The sequence below is a fragment of the Bifidobacterium sp. ESL0764 genome, assembly GCF_029395515.1.
GTDB lineage: Bacteria > Actinomycetota > Actinomycetes > Actinomycetales > Bifidobacteriaceae > Bifidobacterium.
This window is the reverse complement of sequence record NZ_CP113919.1, coordinates 881456-907701: the sequence shown is the minus strand read 5'-3', so window position 1 is coordinate 907701 and position 26246 is coordinate 881456. Positions and strand designations below refer to the sequence as shown.

Annotated in this window: 19 protein-coding genes; 4 read left to right on the top strand and 15 right to left on the bottom strand. The window is 55.9% G+C overall.

Annotated features, from left to right (window positions below; all coding sequences use genetic code 11):
- Positions 1-77: 77 nt before the first annotated feature.
- The 8 genes from OZX71_RS03235 to OZX71_RS03200 all read right to left on the bottom strand — a co-directional run bounded on the left by OZX71_RS03235 (position 78) and on the right by OZX71_RS03200 (position 11156).
- On the bottom strand, positions 78-1271 hold the full coding sequence (locus OZX71_RS03235; protein ID WP_277160482.1) for an SLC13 family permease: 1194 nt from the start codon (positions 1269-1271) through the stop codon (positions 78-80).
- A gap of 414 nt (positions 1272-1685) precedes the next feature.
- Positions 1686-3797: a DNA primase gene (gene dnaG / locus OZX71_RS03230; protein ID WP_277160481.1), complete on the bottom strand. Its 2112-nt coding sequence runs from the start codon at positions 3795-3797 to the stop codon at positions 1686-1688.
- A gap of 170 nt (positions 3798-3967) precedes the next feature.
- A complete protein-coding gene (locus OZX71_RS03225; protein WP_277160642.1) occupies positions 3968-5251 on the bottom strand; it encodes a deoxyguanosinetriphosphate triphosphohydrolase in 1284 nt (427 codons plus the stop codon).
- Positions 5252-5562: 311 nt separating this feature from the next.
- Positions 5563-6123 (bottom strand): cysteine hydrolase, encoded by a 561-nt coding sequence (locus OZX71_RS03220; RefSeq protein ID WP_277160480.1) that lies wholly within the window; start codon positions 6121-6123, stop codon positions 5563-5565.
- The gene (locus tag OZX71_RS03215; protein WP_277160479.1) at positions 6123-7568 is read right to left on the bottom strand and encodes a cytosine permease; all 1446 of its coding nucleotides are present in this window, start codon (positions 7566-7568) and stop codon (positions 6123-6125) included. Before OZX71_RS03215 ends, OZX71_RS03220 begins: the two co-directional genes overlap by 1 nt.
- 446 nt (positions 7569-8014) lie before the next feature.
- Entirely contained in the window at positions 8015-9373 is a 1359-nt protein-coding gene (gene alr / locus OZX71_RS03210; protein ID WP_277160478.1) for an alanine racemase, read from the bottom strand.
- Between the two features lie 268 nt (positions 9374-9641).
- A complete protein-coding gene (locus tag OZX71_RS03205) occupies positions 9642-10241 on the bottom strand; it encodes an N-acetyltransferase (protein ID WP_277160477.1) in 600 nt (199 codons plus the stop codon).
- A gap of 426 nt (positions 10242-10667) precedes the next feature.
- Positions 10668-11156 (bottom strand): S-ribosylhomocysteine lyase, encoded by a 489-nt coding sequence (locus tag OZX71_RS03200; protein WP_277147133.1) that lies wholly within the window; start codon positions 11154-11156, stop codon positions 10668-10670.
- Between the two features lie 194 nt (positions 11157-11350).
- Between OZX71_RS03200 and OZX71_RS03195 the strand changes: the two genes are divergently transcribed.
- Together OZX71_RS03195 and OZX71_RS03190 are read left to right on the top strand one after the other, a co-directional pair.
- Entirely contained in the window at positions 11351-12031 is a 681-nt protein-coding gene (locus OZX71_RS03195; RefSeq protein WP_277160476.1) for a hypothetical protein, read from the top strand.
- The gene (locus OZX71_RS03190) at positions 12003-13175 is read left to right on the top strand and encodes an ImmA/IrrE family metallo-endopeptidase (RefSeq protein WP_277160475.1); all 1173 of its coding nucleotides are present in this window, start codon (positions 12003-12005) and stop codon (positions 13173-13175) included. Before OZX71_RS03195 ends, OZX71_RS03190 begins: the two co-directional genes overlap by 29 nt.
- Before the next feature lie 67 nt (positions 13176-13242).
- Here OZX71_RS03190 and OZX71_RS03185 read toward each other — a convergent pair whose 3' ends face one another.
- The 3 genes from OZX71_RS03185 to OZX71_RS03175 all read right to left on the bottom strand — a co-directional run bounded on the left by OZX71_RS03185 (position 13243) and on the right by OZX71_RS03175 (position 14370).
- Positions 13243-13596, bottom strand: a complete 354-nt coding sequence (locus tag OZX71_RS03185; protein WP_277160474.1) for a type ISP restriction/modification enzyme — start codon at positions 13594-13596, stop codon at positions 13243-13245.
- Positions 13597-13681: 85 nt separating this feature from the next.
- On the bottom strand, positions 13682-13987 hold the full coding sequence (locus OZX71_RS03180; RefSeq protein WP_277160473.1) for a type II toxin-antitoxin system Phd/YefM family antitoxin: 306 nt from the start codon (positions 13985-13987) through the stop codon (positions 13682-13684).
- 65 nt (positions 13988-14052) lie between these two features.
- On the bottom strand, positions 14053-14370 hold the full coding sequence (locus OZX71_RS03175) for a type II toxin-antitoxin system RelE/ParE family toxin (protein ID WP_277160472.1): 318 nt from the start codon (positions 14368-14370) through the stop codon (positions 14053-14055).
- A gap of 400 nt (positions 14371-14770) precedes the next feature.
- On the opposite strand from OZX71_RS03175, the gene OZX71_RS03170 reads away from it, so the two are divergent.
- Positions 14771-15901: a thioredoxin domain-containing protein gene (locus OZX71_RS03170; protein WP_277160471.1), complete on the top strand. Its 1131-nt coding sequence runs from the start codon at positions 14771-14773 to the stop codon at positions 15899-15901.
- Positions 15902-16188: 287 nt separating this feature from the next.
- Here the strand turns inward: OZX71_RS03170 and OZX71_RS03165 are convergent, their stop codons facing one another.
- Complete coding sequence (locus OZX71_RS03165) at positions 16189-17238, bottom strand: TraX family protein (protein ID WP_277160470.1); 1050 nt, start codon at positions 17236-17238, stop codon at positions 16189-16191.
- A gap of 401 nt (positions 17239-17639) precedes the next feature.
- On the opposite strand from OZX71_RS03165, the gene OZX71_RS03160 reads away from it, so the two are divergent.
- Positions 17640-18611 (top strand): thioredoxin domain-containing protein, encoded by a 972-nt coding sequence (locus OZX71_RS03160; protein ID WP_277160469.1) that lies wholly within the window; start codon positions 17640-17642, stop codon positions 18609-18611.
- 191 nt (positions 18612-18802) lie between these two features.
- Here the strand turns inward: OZX71_RS03160 and ileS are convergent, their stop codons facing one another.
- From ileS to pflB, 3 genes are all read right to left on the bottom strand, one after another.
- On the bottom strand, positions 18803-22183 hold the full coding sequence (gene ileS / locus OZX71_RS03155; protein WP_277160468.1) for a mupirocin-resistant isoleucine--tRNA ligase: 3381 nt from the start codon (positions 22181-22183) through the stop codon (positions 18803-18805).
- Positions 22184-22567: 384 nt separating this feature from the next.
- Positions 22568-23449: a pyruvate formate-lyase-activating protein gene (pflA, locus tag OZX71_RS03150; protein WP_277160641.1), complete on the bottom strand. Its 882-nt coding sequence runs from the start codon at positions 23447-23449 to the stop codon at positions 22568-22570.
- Between the two features lie 232 nt (positions 23450-23681).
- Positions 23682-26057, bottom strand: a complete 2376-nt coding sequence (gene pflB / locus OZX71_RS03145; RefSeq protein ID WP_277147155.1) for a formate C-acetyltransferase — start codon at positions 26055-26057, stop codon at positions 23682-23684.
- Positions 26058-26246: the final 189 nt, after the last annotated feature.

Here is a 26246-nt window from a genome sequence, read left to right as displayed (position 1 = left end):
GCGGCACGAAATATGAAACCCTATTGAATCAAGAAGCCGGACACCCGTGATTCAGCATTGCCGCAACATACCATCAGTCAGTTGATGATCAGCGCCAGTCCGAGCAGCACAGCCAAAAACAGGACGTTGACGACGGTATAGACCAGCAGATAGCGGCCTTTCTTGTCCGGATACTTGCGTGCGATCTGCTGATAGGAAATGAGCGAGGCCATCGAGGCGATCAGCGTGCCCAACCCGCCGAGGTTGGTGCCGATAATCAGCTCACGCCACTGGCTGCAGAACCCGGAAAGCAGGATGGAGGTAGGCACGTTGCTGATGATCTGGCTCGAGGCGACGGCGACTTCCATCGGATGCTGGTTGACTATTGAGGCCACAAAATTCGAGAACTCCGGAACACGGCGCATGTTGCCGATGAAAATGAAGAACATGACGAACGTGAGCGGCAGACTCCAGTCGACCTTGAGGAACGCATGACGGTCGCAGACCAGGAACGCGCCGAACACCAAAACGCACATCAACCACAGCGGAATCGAACCACCGACCGTGAAAATGCAAATGAGGAACAGGATGGCATAAACTATCGCCCGCCAACCTCCGTAGCCTGCACCGTAGTTGAGCACGCGGATCTCATCCGGCTTCCCGTCGCTTTGCGGCGCGAACAGCGATTGCTCGATGCCCTTGTGCCCAAGCCCTGCAAAATCCGCCTGGCTGCTACGGCAACGGAACATGACGAGGATGACGGCCAGCAGCATGATCGCGGAAGCCAACGAGAACGGCCCCATGACATTGAGGAACTCCGAGGTCGGCATCTTGGAAACGGATTTGAGATACAGGTTATGGGCGTTGCCGACAGGGGTCAACATGCTGCCGGTATTGGCACCGATGGTCATCAATGTGGCGACGAGAACGGCCTTGTCCTCCATTTTCGCCATCACCAGCACCGAAATTGCGAACGGGATGAACGTGACCAGAGAGACGTCATTGGTTATGAAAATCGCCGAGAAGAACGTCAGGGAAACCAGCGCGATCACCAACGCGCTTTCGGTATGCACATGCTCGAGCAGCTTGGTGCCGATGATATGGAAGACGCCGATGCGCTGGAAGCCGCAGACCACGAGCATCAGGCAGACAAGCTGGGAAATGGTGTTCATGTGGATATAGCCAAGGTACTGACGGTCCGGTGGAACGATAAAACAGGAAATGATGGCGAGTATCGTCGCCACCACCAAGATGGTGTCGTTTTTCAGTTCCTTGACGATCCACTTGCGCATCAATACACCAGCCGAACCGGAAGGCGGAAATATCCGACATCATAACCGCGTCTCATCGATGCAGTCCTATCAAAAAACGCCATTGCCACATGGCACACCCAACCATCACCATCATCCAGTTTCCCCATCCATCACAGAGCCGATACAACGGCCGACGAAGACACATGCCGGCAAGAACCTAACCTTCACAGCAATGCGTGCATTCGTTCTCTTAATTCCTATTGTATGGGTATTTCAGAGTGGAAAAGTACGAAAAAACAGGCTTTTAGCGACCATTCCAATTTGCGACACGTAAAAACACGGGCAAAATCCTAGATTTCATTGGTCTCTTTTGTGTGATACAAAAGCGACCAAAATTTTTAAAAAAATCAAAGAAATTTATTGCGGCTTGTCGTATTGTGGGCGGCAGCGCACTCAGGCGACGGCGTTGCCATAGACCTGGGCCTGCAAATCCTTTCTGGCGGTCTCCATATTGGTGATCTCCCCCAAAATCCTGATTTTCTCTTCACCGTCAGGCATCTGCGCCATCTTACGCTTGGCCGCACCGATTCGGCGCATATAGCCCACATCGAGCAGCCGGGCGGTCAGTTCCGCAGCGTAGCGCTGTTCCTCCGGGGTCGGCGCACGAAGCTGTGCGGCGGCCGGATTGGGCACATCGGCGCCATTGACGGCCACCCCTCCGGTATTCGCATCGTTGGCATTGCCGTTCTGGTCGTCTCCACCCGGCAACGGCAGCGGCATGACGGCCAGCTCGTTGATGACCTGCTCAAGCATCGGCCCGCCTGCCTTGGTGAGGTTGTGCATCCAAAGCCCCTGCGGCGTGGCGTTGTCGGGCAGACCGCCGGCTGCGGCGATCGCCTGGAAGAGCGTTCGGAAAACCGGGGTCATGAAATCGGCAAGGGTGAGACGTGCGAACGCGTTGCCGTTGATGGCGCGTGGCACCTGAATGAGCACGGCCATGAACTGCTGCTCGCAGATGAACACCGCATCGTCCACACGGAAGTATGCCTGGTCTGCGGCATCCCTGTGTTGCAAGGCCTTGCGTGCGGCCGGGTTCGCATAGCCGTTTTCATCGTTGCGTCTATACGCATCAAAGCCATTGCCGCCACGGCGCTTGGTCGCATACGCGTCGTCGTCGCGCACGTGCAGCCGCCGCCTGGCGCTGTTGACCTCACGTCTGACGATGTCTAGATCGACGCCGATGCGTCGGGTCGCCTTGCGCGTGTAGATGTCAAGCAGTGAACGGTCACGGATCTGGGCGATCAGCGGCGCCGCGGCCTTAACCGCGCCCATCTGGCCGGTGGTATACGAGGTGTCGAAGCGGTTGATGGCGGTGTCGATGACGAAATCATACAGCGGTTTGGCATGGTCGATCAGCGAGCGAACCGCCTCGTTGCCTTGCTGGATGCGCAGGTCGCAGGGGTCGAGATTGTTGTCGGCGACGGCCACGAAGGTCTGCGAAAGGAACGCGGAATCCAAACCGAAGGCATGGATGGCGGCCTTCTGCCCTGCAGCATCGCCGTCGAACGTGAAGACGATACGCGAGCTCAGGGATTGGCCTTCGACCTTCAGCGGCCCGACGAGCTGGACGGCTCCCAAAGAATCGTCGGAGATGAGACGACGGATGATTTTCGCATGCTCCTCGCCGAACGCGGTGCCACAGGTGGCCACGGCGGTGTCGATACCGGCCAGATGGCACGCCATGACGTCCGTGTATCCTTCGACGATGACCGCCTGGCGTTTTTTGACAATGCTGGATTTGGCGAGGTCGATGCCGTAGAGCACCTGCGTCTTGCGGTAGAGCTGGGTATCGGGAGTGTTGATGTACTTGGCATTGATGTTGTCGTCGTCATAGAGCTTGCGGGCGCCGAAACCGAGCGTGCGGCCCGTGGAGTCACGGATAGGCCACGTGGCACGGCCGCGGAAATAGTCGTAGATGCCGCGCTGACCTTGGCGAGCCAAACCGGCGTCGAGCATCTCCTGCTGGGTGAACCCTTTGCCTGCCAAGTGCCGGACAAGATTATCCCAACCTTGGGGAGCGTATCCGCAGCCGAAACGCTCACAATCCGCCTGGCTGAAATTGCGGCCGCCCAGCAGCTTTCGCGCGGCGAGCGCCTCCGGTGTCATGATCTGGGAGACGAAGAAACGCTGCGCCTCCTCGTTGGCCTCGAGCAAGCGGGCACGCTTGGAGCCATGGTGTTCCTCACGGTTTCCGTCGCTTTTCTCGTAATGCAGTTCGATATGGTATTTATCGGCCAGAAGCTCGACGGCCTCGCGAAAATCGATGTTCTCACGGTGTTCGACGTAAGCGAAGACGTCGCCGCCGAGCCCGCAACCGAAGCAATGCCAGACACCCAGCGAGGGCCGGACGCTGAAACTGGGCGTTTTCTCATCATGGAAGGGGCACAGACCCATGAAGGTACCGGTGCCCGCGGCCTTGAGCGTCACCGTCGAGGAGACGATATCGTAGAGATCCGCCGTGGCACGCACCTTTTCCACGTCCGCTTTGAGAATCATTCCAGCCATAACTATCCACCTTACCGTGTGCCGTGCATGAGGGCAATCACAACGAATGCACCAAGGCAAAAATCAAGATTTCTTGATGACAAGACGCTGAAAAGACAGATATCGGCAAGCGCGAAGCTTCGACGCCGAACTGTTTCACCTTATCGGTTCAAAACAGGCTACCAGCAGCTTCAGCAGATCAGGGAGTGCAGGGTCATCGCCGAGCCGTCAGTCAAGCTGGCCACCTGGTCGATGGCCACGCGCAGCCGCTCGTCGTCGTTGGTGGACTCGTTCCAGTCTTCGAGGAACACGGTTTCCAGCGCGTCGGAGGGACGCGGGGAATCCGCCATCAGCACATCGACCAGGTCGGCGACGATCTGCTGTTCCTGGTCGTGCAGGGGCTCGCGTTCGCGCGGTGCCATGACGAAGTAGACGGCGATGCCCTTGAGCGCGACGATCTCGTAATTGGTCTCGTCGGGAATGACGACGTTGGCGCTGTAACGGGTCAACCTGCCCTGCCCGTACTTCTCGCGCGTCGCCTGCTCTACGGAACCGGCGAACCGGCCGATCAGCGAGCTGGTGATGTTCTTCAACTGTGCCAGTGCTTGCCTCGAACCGTTGAAATGCGAGGGGAACATATGTCGTTTCATCAAGCGGTGCAAGGCCTCTAGCAGTTCGTCCGGATCCCATTGCTGCCCGTACCATTCACGGGTCATCTCCACCACGCCGTCAAGCACGCGTGGGTCGGCCAGGGCCAGCGGGTTGAAGGTGCCGGTGGCGATGGCGTCCTCCACGTCGTGGACGCTGTAGGCGATGTCGTCGGAAAGGTCCATGACCTGGCATTCCATCGGCTTGGCGTCTTTCGGCGCTCCGGCCTTGAGCCAGTTGAAGACGTCGACATCATCCGGGTAGACGCAGAATTTCAGGCTTCGCTCCCCTTTCGGGTGTTTTGAGGCCTCGGCAAGCGTCCACGGGTATTTCACTGCGGCATCCAGCGAGGCGCGCGTCAGGTTGACTCCGGCGGAACGACCGTCGGTGTGAAAGACCTTCGGCTCGAGTCTTGTCAGCAGACGCAGGGTCTGCGCGTTGCCTTCGAAACCACCGATACCGGAGGCGATGTCGGCCAGCACACGCTCCCCGTTGTGTCCGAACGGCGGGTGACCGAGGTCGTGGGCAAGGCAGGCGCAATCGACCACATCCGGGTCGCAGCCGAGCATCGAACCGATCTGCCTGCCGATCTGTGCGACCTCAAGCGTATGTGTCAGCCGGGTACGTGCGAAATCATCGGTGCCGGCCACCAGAATCTGGCTTTTCGCGCCAAGCCTACGCAAAGCCGAGGAATGGATCAGACGCGCACGATCGCGCTGGAAGGCGGTACGGGATTGCGATTTCGGCGGTTCGGGAGCCCAACGCTCCTCGTCGAACGCGTCATAGCCCTCGTCCTGAAGCACTTGTTCGCCATCTGCGGTTTCCATCACACGCCTCGCTCCCTCAAACCATGCCATCAATCCAAGCCCCCAAGCCGGTTACGCAAGCATGGCCAATCGAATCCGTCGCTATGTATCCGATGATAGCCCACATCAGACGGCCAACCAATGAAAATTACGGAATCGACCGAGCTTTATGACGGAACAACACAAGCCGCCTGCCAAGTCTGGATGGCAGACGACTTGCGTTATCGCCGAACGCGCCTGAAACAGCAGTTTGAAACGATATCTTTTATCCTCCTACGATAGACAGCAGATACCCGGATTCCGCCGTTACCGGAGCTATACGCTGGCGACAATCAGCCTAGCAATTCCTTGGTGTCGGTCACGGTGATCAACGGCGTGAACAGCTTCATCGTCTCGATGGCCAGCTTCCGGTTTTCCGGGGTGCTGCCTGCGCACGCATCTTCGACCAGCCGGACGGCGACGCCGTCATCCGCCGCGGCCAACGCAGTCTGAAGCACACAGCAATCGGTGGCCACCCCGCACACCGCGATCTTCCTGGCACCTTGCACGGCCTTTTTCAGCTCATCACCCCACTTGCCGAACGTCGTTCTGCTCACCACAGGATGGCCTTTGGCAAGCTCGGCCGTCTCGTCGGTGAAGTCGTACATCGGGTCGTCCGGCGGCACAAGGAACTGCGGCCAGTCCTTGAAGTAGTCGACCCACGCGTCCCGCGGCTTGTCCGGCGCGATGTAGCGGGTGTAGGCCACCCGATCGCCGTAGGCCTTCGCAAGACGCTTGAAAGGCTCGTCAGTGGCATAATACGAGCCGTCGGCACACGCCCAGGTCGACCAATCGCTTTGCGCGAACACCTTCTGGCGGTCCACGACCACCAGCCATTCATCCTTGTCAACCATCAGTTGGCTCCTTCCTGTCGTTTGATGTCACTGCGTTGGAAAATCAAAGTGCCAAGCAGGCCGACCACAAGGGCCACGAACACGCCCAGATTCGCCTGCGCCCACATGCCGTCCTTGCCGCCGAACAGACCGAGCAGATAGCCCTGCCAGTTCAGCCAGCTCGCCGCCGAATTGACCACGAGCCCCCAGCCGAGAACCGTGCCTACCGCGAGGATCACCAGCGCCTTGACATTCCATGCGCCGTAACGGCCTGCGGGGTCGTAGAGATCGGTGCTGTCGTAATCGTGCTTGCGCATCAGCACATCCGCCACGAACATGCCGGTCCAGACGGCCATGGGCACGCCGAGCGTGATGAGGAAGCCTTGGAACGGGCCGATGAACGTGTCGGAGAAGAAGGTGACGTAGATGACGCCGATGACCGTGAGCACGGCGGTCAGCGCAGCCGCGAGCGTACGCGGCAGTTTGATGCCGAAGGAAAGCAGGTCGAGGCCGTTGGAATAGTTGTCCATAATCGCGCCGCTCATCAGTCCGAGCACCGCCACCAGCGTGAACGGCACCAGATACCATGTCGGCAGGATCGAGGCCATCGCGCCCACGGGGTCAAGGCCGACCTGCTTGTCGAGATTCGAGTTGGAGACCGCGAGCAGCAGACCGTAGACGATCAGAAGCACGTTGGCGATCGAGGCGCCGAACGTCGTCCATGCCACGATGCCGGCGTTGGATGACTTGCGCGGCAGATAGCGCGAATAGTCGGCGGCAACGTTGACCCAGCCCAGCCCGAAACCGGTCATGACGAACAGGCAGCATCCCAGCATCGCCGGCAGGCCGCCGGCGCGGGCCGAGCCGACTCGAGAAAAATCGATATTGCCCCAGCCCAGGATGAAGAAGCCGATGGTCACGATGCCGGTGACGATGGTGATGACCTGCTGGCATTTCATGATGAGGTCATAGCCGAAGATGCCGGCGACGACCACCAGTCCGACGACCACGATGGTCGAGATGAGCTTGGACGCGCTGGCGTTGCCCATGCCCAGCTTCTGCAGGGTCGACGACATGGCCAGCACCGCCGTCACCGTCAGCGAGATCTCCCAGCCCAATGTCGCGATCCAAGACATGGCTGCGGGCACCTTCGCTCCCTTGACGCCGAAAATGGCGCGGGTGATCACCATGGTCGGCGCGTTGCCGCGCTTGCCCGCGATGGAGACAATACCCACCAGCAGGAACGAGACCACGACGCCGATGATGGTGGTCAGCCCCGCCTGCCAGAACGAAATCCCGAAACCGAGCGCCCACGCCCCGTACGACATGGCCAGCACCGAGATGTTGGCCGCAAACCAAGGCCAGAACAGGCTCGAGGGCTTGCCCTTGCGTTCCGACTCATCGATGACGTCGATGCCTTGAGCCTCGACGCTCAGCGATGAACCCTTCGCTTCATCACTCATCATTCACCTTCCTGTTTTTCTTCGCCCGGCTATCTGCCAGGCAAAGGCCGTGTGGAATCACACAAGCACTTTTTGAAACCAGCCCTCGCTACGAAGCGGAAGCGAGACGGGGCACATGGCCACATCTCTGTCAGGTTTCATACAATCTTTCCTCTTTTTATATAGTCCTATCGGCTATCCGGATATGATAAAAACGTTTATTGTCACCTTATAGTCATTAAGACTATAACTAAGGATACAGAAACGCAATCGCAAATCAAGCCCCGGCATTTCATCGTTTACGGACTTTGACTTCCGCAAGCTCGTTCTAGGCCAGCCATCGCGTTCTAACGAGCCTCAATGCCTTGTCTTCATTGACTTTCAGCACAGCTTGGTCGATATGAATAATCGGTGGCCACCGCAACCCCAGCGGCCGCCGAACGAGAAATCCGTAGATGTTGTCTATAACTTCACAGCAACGACTTGGAGTTGAGTTTGCTCATATCCTGCGGATCGAGCACTTCCGAGGCATGCAAATAAAGCCGCGGGATGCGCGTGCGCAGGCAGGTGAAGATCTCGTAGCTGATGGTGTCGGCGGCACGCGCCCAATCGTCCGCGGTCGGCTCGGCGTAGTCCTCACCGCGGCCGGGCCCGAAGAGTTCGACGGTGTCCCCTTCGTGCACGCCGAGTCGTTTGGCATCGCCGTGCAGGTCGAGGATGAACTGGTCCATGCATACACGCCCGGAGACGCGCATCAGCTTGGGTCCCTCGGCGGTCATCACGCGCACCGGACCGCCCGGCTTGAGCGTATGCTTCGCGCCGGCCTCATCAAAGCCGGAGGCGGAACGGTGGATGCCGTCGGCATAGCCCAGCGGCACGATGGCCGTGCTGGTCGCCTTGTCGGTGATGTAGGTGCGTCCGTACGAAATTCCATGTCCCGCCTCGACACCTTTGACCGTAGCGAGCTGCGCTTGCAAGGTCATGGCCGGTTTCAAATCGTAATTTGCGGGCGTCCCCATCGCCGGATCGGCTTCATAGCCGTAAAGCCCGATGCCCGGACGGGTCAGCTCGAAGCGCGTTTCCGGTCGGGAAAGCGTGGCTGCGGTGTTGGCGATATGGCGGATGCGCGGCGGGATTCCGGCCTTTTCCATCCGCGCGGTGAACTGCTTGAAGCTTTCGAGCTGCTGGTCGGTCGCCTCCACGAATTCTGGGACGTCAGGCGCGTCGGCCACCGAGAAGTGGCTCCACTGTCCTACGATGTCGAGCACACCCTCGTGGGCGAGCGGCACCAGCTTGTCGAGCGCGGCCTGAAAGCCTTCGGCGGTGAAGCCGTTGCGGCCGAAACCGGTGTCGACCTTGACGTGCACACGTGCCGGCATACCGAGTTTTCGCGCCGCGGCGGCCACAGCATCGATGCCGTCGAGCGAACCCACCGAAATATCGATGTCACTGGCGATGAGCTCGATGAGCGGTGCGTTGCGTCCGTTGTACATCCACGTAAGAATATGGCAGCGGCTCGAATCGATGCCTGCCATACGCAGCAGCAGAGCTTCACGCGGCTGTGCGGTGCCGAGCCACGTCGCACCTCCCGCGAGCGCCGCCAGCGCAGAGGGAATGAGCCCGTGGCCGTAGCCGTCGGCCTTCACCACGCCCATCACGGCCGTGCCGGACTTCGGGCCGCCGACGACCTCGACCAAGTGACGCATGTTGTCGCGCATCGCCTTGAGGTCGACGATGGCCTGCCCCGGGTAACGTCGCAGCGCGGCGGCGTAGTTCGATTTGCCAAGTGCGGAAGAGTAAGGCCATTCGGGCAGTGCGTTCAAAGTCATAGTTCATATTGTCGCGCGCCAAAGTGATGAAGGCAAACAGGCGATACGGAACAATCACATGGACACGCGGAGGCGATGATGACCGAACAAGTCCGTGGGGTTTTCGGCACACCGCAAATACCTGCCATCCATTGGCATGCCCATTCACATCGCATCGGACACATGGCATCGAGCATACGGTAGGAAACCGAATCGTAGGTGGTTTTATGAGCGTTGGCAAAACATACAAAACATATCCGACGGTTCGACTATAGCCGCCAATGCCGCCTCACCTGTCGTGGCGCTGATAGACGATGCGCGTGTTGCCGCGATCGCCCATGTCGCTGACCGTAATGATCCCGCAACGCCGATACCCCGATTCCTCAAAGACGTGCTGCATCGCCTTGTTGTCCGGGTGGGTGTCGCAACGCACGTTTTTGTATGCCGCCGCCGCCCATTGCATGCACGCTCCCCCGCTATGGCCTTTCAGCCCGGAGGAAGCAAGGCGGTGCATGGTGGCGTATTCGTCGTCGTCCAGCCAAGCGCCCTCGGTCAGGTGCGCATATGTCGGCTCCACACCAAGAAACATCGCGAAATAGGCGAGTATACGTTCGGCACCGCCCTCACCTTCGGCATCGACCAACAGCATGCCGTTGCCGCCGCGAATATCCTCGTGGATCAGTTCGGCGGGAGGCCAGCTTTTGCCCCACTGGTTGGGGTTACCGGTGCGTCGCATCAGTTCGCGGGCCCGCTCGAAGATAGCCATAATTACATCGAAATCAGCTTCGCTCGCCCGACGCACGCGCATGGAACCGGTCAGAATTCCTGCCGTTTCCACGGTTGCTTCCGTGAGATCGCTCCCAGTATGCCTCTTGTGTTCTTCAGCCATTCCGTACCCCTTTTCAATAACTGATTATCATACTGACAGTCAACAAACAGTGGCGTGCATCAAATTGTTACGAACCAAGAAGGCCGTCAACTGGCAGTTTGTGCTGAATGGAATACGCACGAAGAAGACCGCTCGCGCAATTTTCGAGACGCTTGGAAAGCGCAGTCTTCATCCGGCTTGTTCATCACAAACCAAACGATATAGTTGTACATCGTTAAGTCCACTAGAAACATGTACGAACCGTTCCACGCTCTCTCCCTGCCTGCCCCGAACAACAAATACCGGGTTTCCAGAGCAACAGATTTATGGAACAGCGGCAGAACAGAATGACGATATATGCAAGAAAGCGGCATCGACGCCAATCGCCGGATGCCGCTTTCGTTTGTATTTCAATTTCAGCCCGCTTTCGCTCAGCGGACGCCAAAATCAGACCACCTTGCGCACGTACGGGTCGGAGCTGATGCCTTCGTCGAGGATCTTCTTGCACCATTCCTTCGCGGTGAAGAGGCTGTGGTCACGATAGTTGCCGCAGCTCTTGATGTCCGTGGCCGGCACGTCGTCCCAGGTCGCCTTGTAGGCGATGAACTCGAGCGATTCCTTCAGGGCCTTCGCCACGTCCTCGGTGCTGTGCTCGCCCCAGGTCAGCAGATGGAAGCCGGTGCGGCAGCCGAACGGCGAGCAGTCGATATAGCCCGGGATGCGCTCGCGCAGCAGCACCGCGATGGTGTGCTCGATGGTGTGCAAACCGCCGGTCGGGATGGCGTTCTCGTTGGGCTGCACCAGGCGCAGGTCATAATTGGAGATGACGTCGCCCTTCTCACCAGTCTCGGTGTCGATAAAGCGCACATACGGCGCCTTCACCTTGGTGTGATCGAGCTTAAAGCTCTCCGGTTCCGGCTTGTTTTCGTCTGCCATTTTCGGTCCTTTCGATTAGGTTCAACGTTTGGTTTCAGTGTAGTTGGCCGGGGTTATATTTCGGCGGGCCGGCGTCCCTACGAAACCCAAGCTCTAGCACAATTACTTGCAATACATCCGACAAAGTGATATAGTTTTTGTATGCAAAAGTTGCGCACTTACAAAAAATAAGCTGTTAGAAAGGCTTTGACATAATGAATTCTAGACATCGCACCTACGAGGAGCAATTAATACGAGATGAAATTGGCAGTTTATATTTTTTGCACGGAACCTTTAAAACTGCTGGGAACTTAACCGATTCGGCCTTTTCGGTTGGACATCTCAGTAAACTTACCGAAACCGGCCTTTGGGCAAAAATGTTCTTACGAGAAATTCAGCAAGATCTGAAAGCTAATCCTATCCCTGATTGGTATTTAACGAAAGAGACCAAAGAAAGTGTCCAACTTTCAAGTGAACGATCCTGCCTAAAAGTGAGAATCAACAAAAGAGACCCGTTTAACGAAAGCGGGCTGCACCCTGCAGGTCTTAGCAGAGCCAGACAAAGGGCATATACACAAGGCCCTTTGCGAGAAGAAAATTCTTTGCCACATGACCTAACAGATAATGCCACTCTGGATGGGGTCGAAATGTTTATCATCTGGTCACAGAATAAGGACGGCTCTTTTAATATCGTCGCAAAAAGACCGTATGGAAATATCGACTTCAAAGATGATACGCCTGTAAGTTTAGAAATTCCAATAGAAGCAACACCACAAAAACGCCGTATTTCTACGGCACATGCACCACTCTGGATTTTGGGAAATACCTTAAACTCAAAGAAGAAAGATGCTACGAAACTTGTCGCCCATGAACAGCAAAATAAAGATGATGAGTGAGCTCAATCCACAGAAAATAGATACGCTTCGCGAATTGAACGGTTGGACAATAGGACAACTTTCGGAAATCAGCGAGATTCCTAGACGCCGCATATCTGATATGTCGAAGTCTCTTACACCATTCAGGAAAGAGGATGCCGAAGCTTTGGCTTTGGCCAGCGGATTCCCAATATCCTTTTTCAGTACAGATGAAGAACAAACACCCGCAACTGAGCTAACATTTCGAGCACCCAGCAGAACAAATATTCGCGAAAAAAGAAGAGTTACGAGTGAATATCGAATGTTAAAAAATACCGCTCGGAAACTTACGAAAATCGCAGATTTAACGAGTCAGTGCAATTGGATCGATGCAATCGCCCCATCTGGGACACCTGATATAAATGATATCGAAGAATTGGCAGCTGAGATAAGAGCCCGACTTGGACTTTCCGCCTCAGGACCAATCGAAAATGTAATTTGGTCTTTAGAAGCGGGTGGAATCGTATCCGCCCCTTTGAGTGTTACTCCTAGCAACGAGGCAGCGAAGCCAGAGGGCGTATCGTTCCCTACTTCAAAATTCAATCCTGCGGTTATTGGATATTTTGCTCAGAGAAGGACTGGCGACGGTATTCGTTTTACCGTATGCCACGAATTAGGCCATATAGCATTACAACGTAAACGTCGTCCAGAATCACGCAAAATTATTGAAAGAGAAGCTTCATTATTCGCTGGAGCTTTTCTCATTCCACGTAAGGATGCGTTTTCGATTTTTACTCCCAAAATGACTTTAGACGATTTTATTCCTATTAAGATGCAGTATGCAACATCAATTTCGTCCGAAATCATGAGAGCAAAACAATTAGGAATTATAGATGCCGATCGACAAAAATCTCTTATGACACAAATGAGTATAAGGCATTGGAGGAAAAACGAGCCAGTAGAAATAGATGAAGAACATCCAGTTCTTTTTAAACAACTACTTGGAAACGCATGCGGAAATATAAATTCAGCTACCGATATCGAAATAAATCCCGGTCTTGCCGAACAATTTACAGGAGTTCCATTTAAATATTTGGATATTTGGTCCGACGGGGTACGGAAAAAAACTTCTGTTTGGGACACTGATGTCAATGAGCATGTTGAGAGCCGAAATAAAACCGAATAATCCTTTTATAGATAATTGAATATTAATGGGGTCTGCAATAAAAACTGTTGCAGACCCCACTTTTAAATTATTCTCTCCACGCCTGATGCCAGTTGACTGGCTGCGGAAGCTCGTTTAGCGGGGGTAGGGAGTCCATGATGTCTAGCGTTTTCATGCTGACAGTGATGACTCGTTCTACCAGATCGACTATGTAGCGTGGGTTGTCGCTGTAATCGTTGGGGTCGTTGACGATTCCGCTCTTTTTATCAGTACGGATTTGGTAACGGTCAATGAGCCAACCTATTGCACTCTTGCCGTTGACGACATAATCGTACGCTCGAAGAGGGATACCTTCGATGATGAGATTCTCGGCAACCTTGATGCAAAAGCAGATCTTTATCGCGCGATCGAGACCTACGGAATCGTCGGATGTTCTATGCATGTCTCATAACCGTGCTCACTTGTTCTTGCATAATACGTCGTTGTATTTCCCACTTTCTTATCGGACTTATCTTCAACCGATTATCTTATTCGAACTCGGGCTCGTAGCCGTCATCGACTTCCGACTCTTTGCCGAAAACTTCCACTTCGGTCAGACGTTTGCCGCTATCGTTCTTCAGTCGTTCCATCGCTTCCTGGTAGAGCACGAAATTCTCTTCCGCTTCCGTCAATCGTCGATAATCATTGGGACTGACGATGACAGCAGTGGGTTTATTGTTTTTCAAGACTACAACGGGATTATCGTCCTGTACACGTTTGAACGTCTGGCTTGCCTTACCGTGGTTGAATTCGCTCGCCGAGACCAAATTTTCTAAAAACACCGAACTTCCCATAACAACCTCCATAAATTATAATCCATATTATATACCATATATGTGTACTAATATCAATTACTTGTTTACAATCTCTTTGCTGCTTCTTTATAGACGGCCTCATCATCTCGGATTCCCACAATGATTATCGTCATCGATTCCTCGGTTCTTTCCAGAGAGTAGACGATTCTTATATCGTCATGTTTTAATTTAACTTTCATCAATCCGGTCAGGTTATTGCCACCTTTATTGCCAAGAGGCTTGCCGTATCCGCCTTCGGTAAAGGGCAAAGGGTTGGTCGAGATACGATGGATCGCTTTACGAACGTGACTGGCCCGCGGCTCGCCCAGCTTCTTGATATCTTTTCTCACTTCTTCTATATATCTGACACTCCACGTACCCAAACGAATCACCTCACTGTAATCTCAATGTCCTTATATTCAGGAGAGTATCAACCTCATGAGTAAAGACAAAATATTCTTGTTGAAATCTTTAAAAAATCAAGATTTTAGCCAACTAGTATTTAATATAGAGATAGTTATCTGCTCCATTGGATACGTAACCTATACAAAACAATCCTCTATCTCATTACATAACTTAAATAAACAATATCCGGCTTCCACAGCGATACCCACCGACGTTAGACGCTCACTTCATCTTGAGGCATTCAATGCTTTGCCTTTCAAATAATGGTTTGCTCCACGGCTTCATTGGTGTTTGCGGCGGAAAACTAGTAGAGTGGCGGAGGGACGCAAAATGAGATTTTCGTCACAGAATGGAAAAGGGTCAAAGGGAGAAAACGTCATGGCAACAGACAATGGTCGGGCAAATGACGGTCAGAAGCCCAAAACGACAGATGTGAACACCACGAATATCAACGCCAACAATGGCGACAACGGTAATCCCAAATCCCAAAGGACCGATGAAGTTACGGATTCTCAGTCCCCGATAGCACAAACGAACGGCAGCACTACACAAATGAGCGACAATATCCACGACAACGTCGATGACGATACCGACGACAGCACCGACGACGATACCAAAGCGTCCGCAACACTCTTGAAAGAGAAGGCCCTCGATCTGCATGAGAAGATACAGCAACGCCGCGTTCTCGTCATCTGGTCAATCGTCGCAGCAGTTTTGGTGGTCATCATCGTCATCGCCGGCTGCTACGCCTTCTGGTTCAGCAGGCACGGCGAGGAACGCGACTACCAGCAACTCCAGGCACTGGCGCAGAAGCCGAAGGGTATGACAAAACAAGGCGGTCTGCCCGCATTCAAAGCCAGTGATTACAACCCGAAGGCCCCAAGCGTTGACCTTTACGTCGATTTCTTCTGCCCGGGTTGCGCCACTGTCGAAAAAGGGCTTTCCACGCCGTTGGAAAAAATGCAGGAAGCCCGCCAAATCAATCTCTACATCCACCCGCTCAATTTCCTTGATTCCAAGACGGAAAACAAATACTCCACCCGTTCGGCGAGCGCCTTCGCCTATATCGCCTCGCAGGAGCCAGACAAATCGCTTGATTTGTCAACGGCCCTGTTTGAAAAAGGCTACCAACCGAACAAAAACAACAACCGCAACGTCAGCAATCAGGAAATCATCGAACAGGCCTTGAAAGCCGGCGTCAGCAAGAAGGTCGCTGAAGACGCGACGAAAGGCACCTACAACGATTACGTCGACAAGGCCACGAAATATACCACCGAGCGCAAGGAACTCTACGTTCAGATGCAGGATAATTTCCGCTTCTCGACCCCGACCATCTGCATCAACGGCACCATGTGGCCCTATCGTCATCTTCATGTGATTCAAGACATTGAACCCACGCTCGTCCATTCGCTCGGCCTCCACCGCGAGCAGGTCGGCGACGCCAAGATTACGCCTTCGATAGGCTCGGACGGCAAGGCGCTTGCAATACAGCAGAAGTATCTGTCATAAGCGAGTACGCGAAGACAAAAACCTCGCTGATATCACCGCATATCCGTTTCGTCACGGAAGCGTCAAACAAAGCCAAGAGGTTCCGCGGCAGCAATGAAGTTACAGCGGAACCTCTTTCATGGAGTTTCATCGGTTCCATAGAGTTTCATTGGGTTCCGAAAATCTCACAGAAGTCAGTCGGATTCCCCAATATTTAAGCTCTCTCAACCAATCCCACGGAACGTTTACCGCGCCAACCCTTCCTCGACGAAACCCGCCACCAGCCGTATAACGCCTACCTCGCACATTCAGACAAGGCTTGCCAACACATAGAGAACGGCGATGTGCGCGGGATAGAAGATGTAGAAGAAGTATTTGTCGCCCCGTCCTTTCGCACCGTTGTAGAGCAGGATCGGAATGATGGCGAAAATCATCATCCACTGCGTCTGGCCAGCCAGGGCATACAGCCCCGCGACCACGGCGATGGCCACACTCTGCCAGAGGGCGCTGTGCCTGACATTACGCAGCGCGTACATCACCGGGATGAGGAGCACCATGACGGTGTTCTCTGCCAGCAAAATCGCAGGATCGACCGCCGTCAGTATACGCAATACCCACATCATCACCGGGCTTTGCGTGCCGTCACCTTGAGCCATGAACGGGAGCAGAACGAGCGAAAGGAGGAACGGCAAGGCGAGCAACAGGATGCCTTCAACCGTTTTCTTCACACGGAAACCGCGGGTGACGGCGGCGGAATGCCTGCTCGCATATATCAAGTTCTGGTCAGGGACTGAACCGTTCTTTCCCGCTGCAGCGATATCGTCGCGGCCGGAAATGACACCGTGCACCGAGCCGGTGCGCTCATCGCCGCCCCGCACCCCTGCTCCAAATCCCGAAGCGGCTTTGTTTCCGCGCTTTTTGAAGGCGGCTTCGAAGCAATCGACGGCGGCCATGAAAATCGTGCCGATAAACAGGTCGCGGAAGATGTTGTTGACCAGTTCCGCCCCGTCATAGTTGACCACTTGCTGAAGCACCATGTCGAGCACGGCCATCAGGACCATGCACACGTAAAGCCTGATCATGTAGGTCTTTTTGCTGTGCGTGTGCGAGAAGCCGATGACACTGACGAAGAAGAACAGCGTGGCCACGGGCCGACCGAACCAGTCGAGCCAGTTGGGCGCGCCCTGCGAGGCGAACATCTGGTGGACGTGGTCGACCACCATCAGCACCACGCCGATCATCTTGATGTCGAAGGTCGTCAGTCCGAAACGCCGTTGCCGACTCGAGCCGGACAATCCGGACAATGCCGTTCGTTTTGGTTGATTCGTTACATCCATATTGCCGATACTGTTTTCCACTCAACTGTTCCTTATAGTCTGTACCATATATAAGTTCTTGTTTGGTTTAAATGTTCTGCCTACCGATTTTCCTCTGGAGCATTATGCAGCTTGTATGCACAAAGCTCTTCACCGATATTCGAGAATACGCTATTACGATCGCTTCGCCATCGTCCTTCAGGATGAAATTTAAGATGTAATATGTCAACGACCAGTAAAACTCTCTCCTCAAAACAGCTGAAAATCATTATCGCGTCTGTGCCTGTTACACGTTCACAACCCTCGTATCAGTAGACTTCCACGATATTTGTCTTGAGCGGACCACCGATTATCTCAACAAAGCGATAAACTTCAAAATAGTGACGTAATCGACAATTCGGCGACTTTGAAAGACACTTGGAAAGGAATCGGGTGATCAGGAAATGAGCGGTATCGGTAAACATTCCCGGTCGCGCGCTTCGTCAAAGCGTAGGATTCCATCCATTCTGACTTCCACGCCCCCGGACAGTGTCAGCGACGGCGAAACCCGTACACAATCCAACGGCGGCGTTATCGGACGCAACCAGTTGATCATCGGAGGCATCGCCGTAGCCATCGTGATGGTGCTGGTTCTGGTCATCGGCATTTCCATCGGCATCAATCAAGGCAAGAAGTCGAAACAGACACTTCCCGAAACCCAAGCCCAGGCCTATGACGATCTGCAAAGAGTCAAAGACAAGCCGACCAATTCCACCGAAGAGGGCGGACTCCCCGCCTACCGCGAAACGCAGCGCAATTCAGAAGCCCCGACCGTGGAAATCTATGAGGACTTCCTCTGCCCCTACTGCGGGGACTTGACTCGTGCGCTTGCGCCGACATTGGAAAAACTGCAGGAGGCGCGACAGATAAATCTGGAATTCCATATCGTCAATCTGTATGACACTCCTTCCACGAATCGGTATGCCACCCGGGCGGCGAATGCGGTGGCGTATGTATCCGAACACGATCCGAAACACGTCACGGCATTCGTGGGCGCATTGTTCGCCAAAGACTTCCAGCCCGACGCCGTTCATTACAAAGACGTCAGCGACAAGCAAATCGCCGCCCAGGCAATCAAGGCAGGAGTAAGCCGTGATGTTGCCGAAGCCGCGGTCAAGGCACCGTATGCTTCCTTCATCAGCAAGGCAACGGTCTATGACACCAAGCGGAAAGAGCTTTTTACCGATATGAATGGAAGCAAAGGGTTCTTCCCTCCGACAATCCGCATCAACGGAAAGGTCTCGAAACTCAACACCACCGACAACGACGGCAAAATCATCCAGCGGTTCATCACCAATCTGGGACTGCGGATACCGGATGTCGGAGTCCCCAGCGAGTTGCCGACAATCGGTCCGGACACTTCATACGAGGATTAGGAATAAAAGGCTTAGCGCTATCATGCAACGGCGGTTCAATCGCACCTGAACGTTAGCTCTGTAATAAAGCGATTTTTACGATATAAAAAGGGTTGTGGTCAACCGATGATGACACCGGTTGACCACAACCCTTTTCTCACCCTACCGAGCGTTGCCGCATTTCTGTTTTGCCACTAAAACAACGACGGCTGTTACTGTTTCGCGACGGTTACTTTCAGCTCGTCAGCGGATGCGTCGGCGTTGATCTCGAGCGTCGTTGCGAGCGTCTCGTGGGCGATCAGATCACGGAACTGCTCGGCCTTGGGCGCATCGGCCGCCGGCACATCGAGCTTGAGGCCGATGCGGTCGGTGATGTCGAGATCAGCGGCCTTGCGGGCGTCCTGCACGGCGCGGATGGCGTCGCGGGCGTAGCCTTCGGCGATCAGGTCGTCGTTGAGCTCGGTGTCGAGGATGACGAAGCCGCCGCCGGGAAGCGAGGCGGAGACGTCGTTGGCGCGGTCCTTGGCCTCGACCTCCTCGACCTGGTTGACCAGCGTGTACTCGCCCTCGACCAGCGCGAGGTCGCCGTTCGGCGTCTCGACGACGGGCGCGCCGGACTCGTCGACATGCCAGGCCCCGGACTTGGATGCCTTGATGGCGAACTGCACCTGCTTGCCCAGTCTCGGTCCGGCCTTGCGGGCGTTGACCTTGAGGTCGTACACGATCTTCAGACCGTGTTTGCCAGCGTCTGCGAGCGTAGAGAATTCCACGTCCTTGACGTTGAGCTCAGTCTTCAAGATATCGTCGTAATCGGCGACACCATCGGGATCGTCGACCAGAACGGTGAGCTTGGCCAGCGGCTGGCGCACGCGAATCTGGCAGGACTTGCGCAGCGAGAGCGTGCCGGAAACGACCTCGCGCACCTGTTCCATGGCGTCGACCAAGGCCGGCTCATCGACCAGCACACGGCCCAGCTCGGTCTCTTTACCTTGGTTGAGTTCACTGGTCGACTCGGCGTTCGCGCCGACATCGTGGGACTGCTCGTCGGCAACGGTGACAAACGGCCATTGCGCAAGGTGCACCGATTCCCCACCGGTCAGGCCGCGCCAGATCGACTCGGACTCCATCGGGGCGAGCGGCGCCATGACGCGCATCAGAACTTCGAGCACGGTGTAGAGCGTGTTGAACGCCTGCTCATCCTCGTTCCAGAACCGCTCGCGGTTGTTGCGGATGTACCAGTTGGTGAGCATGTCGATGAAGTCCTGCACCGTGGCACAGGCATCTGAGATGGCGAAGGTGTCGAGCGCGTGCTCGACCGCGACCACCAGGCGGCGGGTGCGAGCCAGCAGGTAGCGGTCCATGTTGGGCAGTCCGGCCACCTCGTCAGCGCGCAGCGCGCGTGCGTCGTAGCCCTTGCCGCCGTTGGCCGCATTGGCATAAAGCGTGAAGAAGTAGTACGAGCTCCACACCGGCAGCAGCACCTGGCGCACGGTGTCGCGGATGCCGTCGGCGGTGACGATGAGGTTGCCGCCGCGCAGGATCGGCGAGGACATGAGGAACCAGCGCATCGCGTCGGAGCCGTAGTCGTTGAACACGCCGTTGACGTCCGGGTAGTTGCGCAGGTGCTTGCTCATCTTCTGGCCGTCGTCGCCGAGCACGATGCCGTGGCAGATGACGTTCTTGAAGGCGGGACGGTCGAAGAGGGCCGCCGCCATGACGTGCAAGACGTAGAACCAGCCGCGGGTCTGGCCGATGTACTCGACCACGTAATCGGCCGGGAAGTGCTGTTCGAAGTATTCCTTGTTCTCGAAGGGGTAATGGAACTGCGCGAAGGGCATCGAACCGGACTCGAACCAGCAATCGAGCACGTCGGAGATGCGGTGCATATGCGACTTGCCGGTCGGGTCGTCGGGGTTGACGCGCGTGAGGTTGTCGATGTAGGGGCGGTGCATGTTGACCTTGCCCTCGCCATCACGCGGATAGTCGCCGAAATCGGCCTTCAGCTCATCGAGCGAGCCGTAGACGTCGACGCGCGGGTACTTCGGATCGTCGGAAACCCAGACGGGAATCGGCGAGCCCCAGAAGCGGTTACGCGAGATCGACCAGTCGCGTGCGTTCTGCAGCCACTTGCCGAACTGGCCGTCCTTGACGTTCTCGGGGATCCAGTTGATCTTCTGGTTGTTTTCCAGCAGACGGTCCTTGACCTTGGTGACGGAGACGAACCAGGAGGAGACCGGCTTGTAGATCAGCGGGGTGCCGCAGCGCCAGCAGTGCGGATAGGAGTGCACGTAGCTCTTCTCCTGGAAGAGCAAAGCACGATGGTCCTCGGGAACACGAGCGAGCGGGCCGTCGCCGGCACGCAGGTTGCGCAGGATCGGCAGGTTGGCGTCGAAGACGTACATGCCCTCATAGTCCGGGCAGGCGGAGGTGAAGGTGCAGCTGGCGTCGAGCACGTCGATGGAGTTGACACCGGCGGCGTTCAGCGTGTTCATATCGTCTTCGCCATAAGGTGCCTGATGGACCAGGCCGGTGCCCTCGACGGTGTCGACGTAGTCGGCGGCGAGGATCTGGTAGGCGTTCGGCCCGGGGACGTGGCCTTCGGACTCGGCCTCGTCTCCCGCGAAGTACGGGAAGACCGGCCAGTAGCGGCGGCCGACCAGTTCGCGGCCCTTGAGCTCGCGCACGACCTCGTAGTTCTCGCCAAGCTCCTTGGCGTAGGAGCCGAGCAGCGGCTTGCCCAAGTAGAACTTCTTGCCGGCGAACTTGCCTTCGGTGGGCCTGACCTCGACGTAATCGATGTCCTCGCCCACGACGATGAGGAAGTTGGTAGGTGTGGTCCAGGGCGTCGTGGTCCAGAAGACGGCGTAGGCGTCGTCCTCGTCGCGCATCTTCACGGCCACGGAGACGGTGGTGTCCTGACGGTCCTGATAGACGTCGGCATCCATGCGCAGCTCGTGCGCGGAAAGCGGGGTGCGGTCCTTCGGGCAGTACGGCAGTACACGGTAGCCCTTATAGGCCAGGCCCTTGTCGTAAAGGGTCTTGAACGCCCACATCACTGATTCCATATAGGTGGTGTCAAGGGTCTTGTAACCGTGCTCAAAATCGACCCAGCGGGCCTGACGGTGGACATAGTCCTTCCACTCGTTCGTATATTTGAGAACAGACTTGCGGCAGGCGTCGTTGAACTTCTCGATGCCCATCTCCTCGATCTGGTCGACCGATTCGATCCCCAGTTCCTTCTGCGCCTCAAGCTCGGCGGGCAGGCCGTGGGTGTCCCAGCCGAAAACGCGGTTGACCTTGCGGCCCTTCATGGTCTGGTAGCGAGGAATGACGTCCTTGGCGTAGCCGGTCAGCAGGTGACCGTAGTGCGGAAGGCCGTTGGCGAACGGCGGGCCGTCGAAGAAGACGAATTCGTTGTCGCTGTGGTCGCCGCTGGGATTGCGTTCGACGGATTTGTTGAAGGTATCATCCTTGTCCCAATAGTCGAGCACCGACTCTTCCATCTTCGGGAAGCTCGGGTTCGGCGCGACGTGCGCGCTCTGCTCGCCTACGGACGCTTTGGGGTACACATGTGAATTGGTGGTTTCGTTCACCGCACTCTCCTCGCTTGCAGGTTCCATTGCCATGTCCTGCGAGGACGATGCAGCTTCACCGCGCCATTGACGCGACACCCGCACACCGCGGTACCACCCCGCTTGTCGTATTGGTTCGCATTCCCGAATCAATCAGGCCATCGACACCATCGAGACCACAATCCCCCGAGATCGCAATTTCATACGACCGCTTGAAACAGGCTGTTTCGGGCCACCCCGTCGGTTCTAATAAGCCAGCCACACACCGTGCGGCACAACCGTTCTTCCGAAAGCTCCCCGCCGATAACGGATCCGCGCTTATGTTGCATACTATAACACCGGACGAGGATTGTGAAATCGCTCTGTCCGGTGCATGAACAATAAATATATATGGCTTTTATCTCTTTAGAAGACCTCGAAACCGTGGGCCTTGAACTGGTCACGGACACGCTTCTTCAGGTCCTTGGACGGCCCTTCCTTGGTCTCCAGCGGATAATCGTAGTGGAGCTCGTGCCACTTCGGACGACCAAGCTGGTGGAACGGCAAGACATCGATGTGCTCGACGGCATCGCCAAAGCTCTCGCAGATCTTGGCCACGTTCTCGACGTTCTCGACGCTGTCCGTAAGCCCCGGGACGAGCACGAAACGCACCCAGATCTTCTTGCCGGCCTTGTTGAGCCTCTGGCCGAAATCGATGGTCGGTGCCAGCTGGCTGCCGGTGACCTTGTGATAGGTCTCTTCGTCGCCGGACTTGACATCGAGCAGACACAAGTCGATGTCGTCGACCATCTCATCGGTCCAGTCCTTGTTCAGAAAACCGGAAGTGTCGAGGCAGGTGTGGATGCCTTCCTGATGCACCGCGTGGAAGACGCGGGAAACGAACTTGCCCTGCATCATCGACTCGCCACCCGAGAAGGTGACTCCCCCGCCGGTGCTCTGAAAAACGTCTTTATAACGCGTGACACGCTCGATCATATCGTCGAGATAGACCGGCTGGCCGTCACGCATCTTCCATGTGTCCGGGTTCTGGCAGAACTGGCAGCGCAACGGGCAGCCGCTCATAAACACCGTCATTCTGGTCCCTGGTCCATCGACCGACGTGTTGATATCCCATGAATGCACGAAGCCGATGTCGCCGGTGCGCAGTGCATTGATGCGATCGTGACGGTCCAATCCTATAGGAGATTGAAAGCCCGAAAGCCCGCCCATCAACGTGTGCTTCGCATATACTTTCGAAACCTTCAGCATATGCTGCGTCGTGGTTCTAAATTGAGTCGTTTCGGACATCATTGCCCTCCTTGTTAAATTCTTCATTCCATATTAACGGATTTTAAAGTAAAATCCCAGTCGCCCGGTGCGCCTCAAGCGCAACGTGATGCATGTGATATTCCATAGATAAACCGTCGCTTGTATCCCCGTCAAAGCCTGTTGAAAAACCTATGAAACATGAGTGAAGGGACGGAGCTGACGCTCCGCCCCTTCAGATCAATTATTCACCACGTTACTACCGTGAGTTCTGTCACTCGGTGACAGCACCCTGATGGAACGTACGGGAAATCACGTCGAGCTGCTGCTCGCGGGTGAGCTTGACGAAGTTCACCGCATAGCCCGAGACGCGCACGGTGAGGTGCGGATACTTCTCAGGATGCGCGACGGCGTCCTCAAGCTGCTCCTTGCGCAGCACGTTGATGTTGGCGTGATAGAGGCCGTGGCCATTGCCGGAATCCAGGATGCCGACGAGGTTGGTGACGCGCTCTTCCTCATCGCGGCCGAGGCCGTCAGGGGTAATCGTGTTGGTGAGGCTAATGCCGTCCAGCGCGTCGTTGTAGTTGATCTTGCCGACCGAGAACATGGACGGCAGCATGCCGTGCGAATCCATGCCGTTCTCCGGGTTGGCACCAGGGGCGTAAGGCTCGCCCTTCTTGTGTCCGCTCGGGAAGGAACCGGTCGCCTTGCCGTAGACCACGTTGGAGGTGATGGTCAGGATGGACTGGGTCGGAACCGCGTTGCGGTAGACCGGCAGAGCCTTGATCTGATCCATGACCGTGGAGACGGTCCACTTGGCGAGGTCATCGGCGCGATCATCGTCGTTGCCGTAGATCGGGAAGTCGCCGACCGTGCGATAGCCGACCACCAGGTCGTCATCCGCGCCTTCGACATATTCCTTCTCATGGCCTTCGAGGTTCTTCGCATCCTTGTTGTAGATAGGATAGACCTTCGCATACTTGAGCGCGGAGAGCGAATCTGCAGCAATCGACAGGCCGGACATGCCGCAGCCCAAGGTGCGGTAGACTTCCTTGTCGTGCAGAGCCATCTCGATGGATTCATATGCATACTTATCGTGCATGTAATGAATGATGTTCAGCGCTTCGATGTAGGTCTCCGAGAGCCACTCAAGGGCCTTCTCGTAGTTGTCCTTGACCTTCTGATAGTCAAGAGTGCCGTCGGCTTCGGGCTTGATCGGATCGATGATGCCCTTGTCGATGACCTGCATACCGGTCATTTCGTCACGGCCGCCGTTGATCGCGTAGAGCAGAGCCTTCGCGGAATTCACACGGGCGCCGAAGAACTGCATCTGCTTGCCGACACGCATCGGAGAGACGCAGCAAGCGATGGCGGCGTCGTCGCCCCAGTGGTCGCGAATGTCGCGGTCGGACTCATACTGGATGGCCGAGGTGGCGATGGAGGTACGAGCGCAATAACGCTTGTAGCCTTCAGGCAGCTTGGAATCCCAGAAGATGGTGATGTTCGGCTCTGGTCCTGGTCCCAGGTGATCGAGGGCCAAGGTGGCGAGCAGACGGAACGAGGTCTTGGTGACCATGTGGCGTCCGTCATCGGCGAAACCGGCGTCGGACCAGGTGGCCCAGTACGGATCACCGGAGAAGATGTTGTCATAGTCCTTGGTACGCAGGAAGCGGACGATACGCAGCTTCATGACGAGCTGATCGATGATCTCCTGAGCGTCGGACTCGGTGATCTTGCCGGCCTTGAGGTCGCGCTCGAAGTAGGAATCGAAGAAGGCGGAGACACGGCCGAAGCTCATGGCGGCGCCATCCTGGCTCTTGACGGAGGCGAGGTAGCCCATGTAGGTCCACTGCACGGCTTCCTGAGCGGTCTGAGCCGGACGAGAAAGATCGAGGCCATACTCGTTGCCGAGGTTGATGAGCTGCTTCAGCGCGGTGATCTGATCCGAATGCTCTTCGCGGAAGCGGATCCAATGCTCGATCTCGGCCTCGGTGAAGTCGTTGCGATAAGGAATCGAATCCTTGTCTTCCTTCTTCTTGGCGATCAGATAGTTGACGCCATAGAGAGCGACACGGCGATAGTCGCCGATGATGCGGCCGCGGCCGTAGGCATCGGGCAGACCGGTGAGGATCTTGTTGTGGCGGGCGAGCTTGATCTGCTTGGTGTAGACGCCGAAGACACCGTCGTTGTGGGTCTTGCGATACTTGGTGAAGATCGTCTTGATGTTGGGATCAGGCTCTTTGCCTGCTTCCTTGATGGCCTGCTCGACCATACGCCAGCCGCCGTTCGGCATCATGGCGCGCTTGCAAGGCTCATCGGTCTGAATGCCGACGATGACATTATCATGCTCTTTGTCCATGATGTAGCCGGGGCCGAAGTTGTCGATGCCGGCCGGGGTGTGGGTATCGACATCATACACACGCTGCTTGCGCTCTACGGCAAGCTGGTTGTTGTCGAGGTACTCCCACATTTCCTTCGTCTTCGGGGTCGCCGTGGCGAGGAAGGACTCATCGCCATCGTACGGCGTGTAATTCTTCTGAATGAAATCGCGAACATCGATTTCCTTCTGCCAGTCTCCTCCGACGAAGCCGTTCCAGGCCTTCGCCTGCAGCTCCTCGGCAGATAAAGCAGTCTGATCTACTGCGGTCATTTAGCACTCCTTATTAGTGGAGCAACGCATCTTCACGTTGCGTTCGATTCCCATTGTAGAGTGGTCTTCGTCACAAACACAGCCAAATAAATGTGACCTACATCACTTTTTTGCCTTTTTGTATGCAGCTTTGCTTTTCAAAAATGTTGGGAAAATACAAAAAGCCAATAACGACAACGGTTGTGGGCA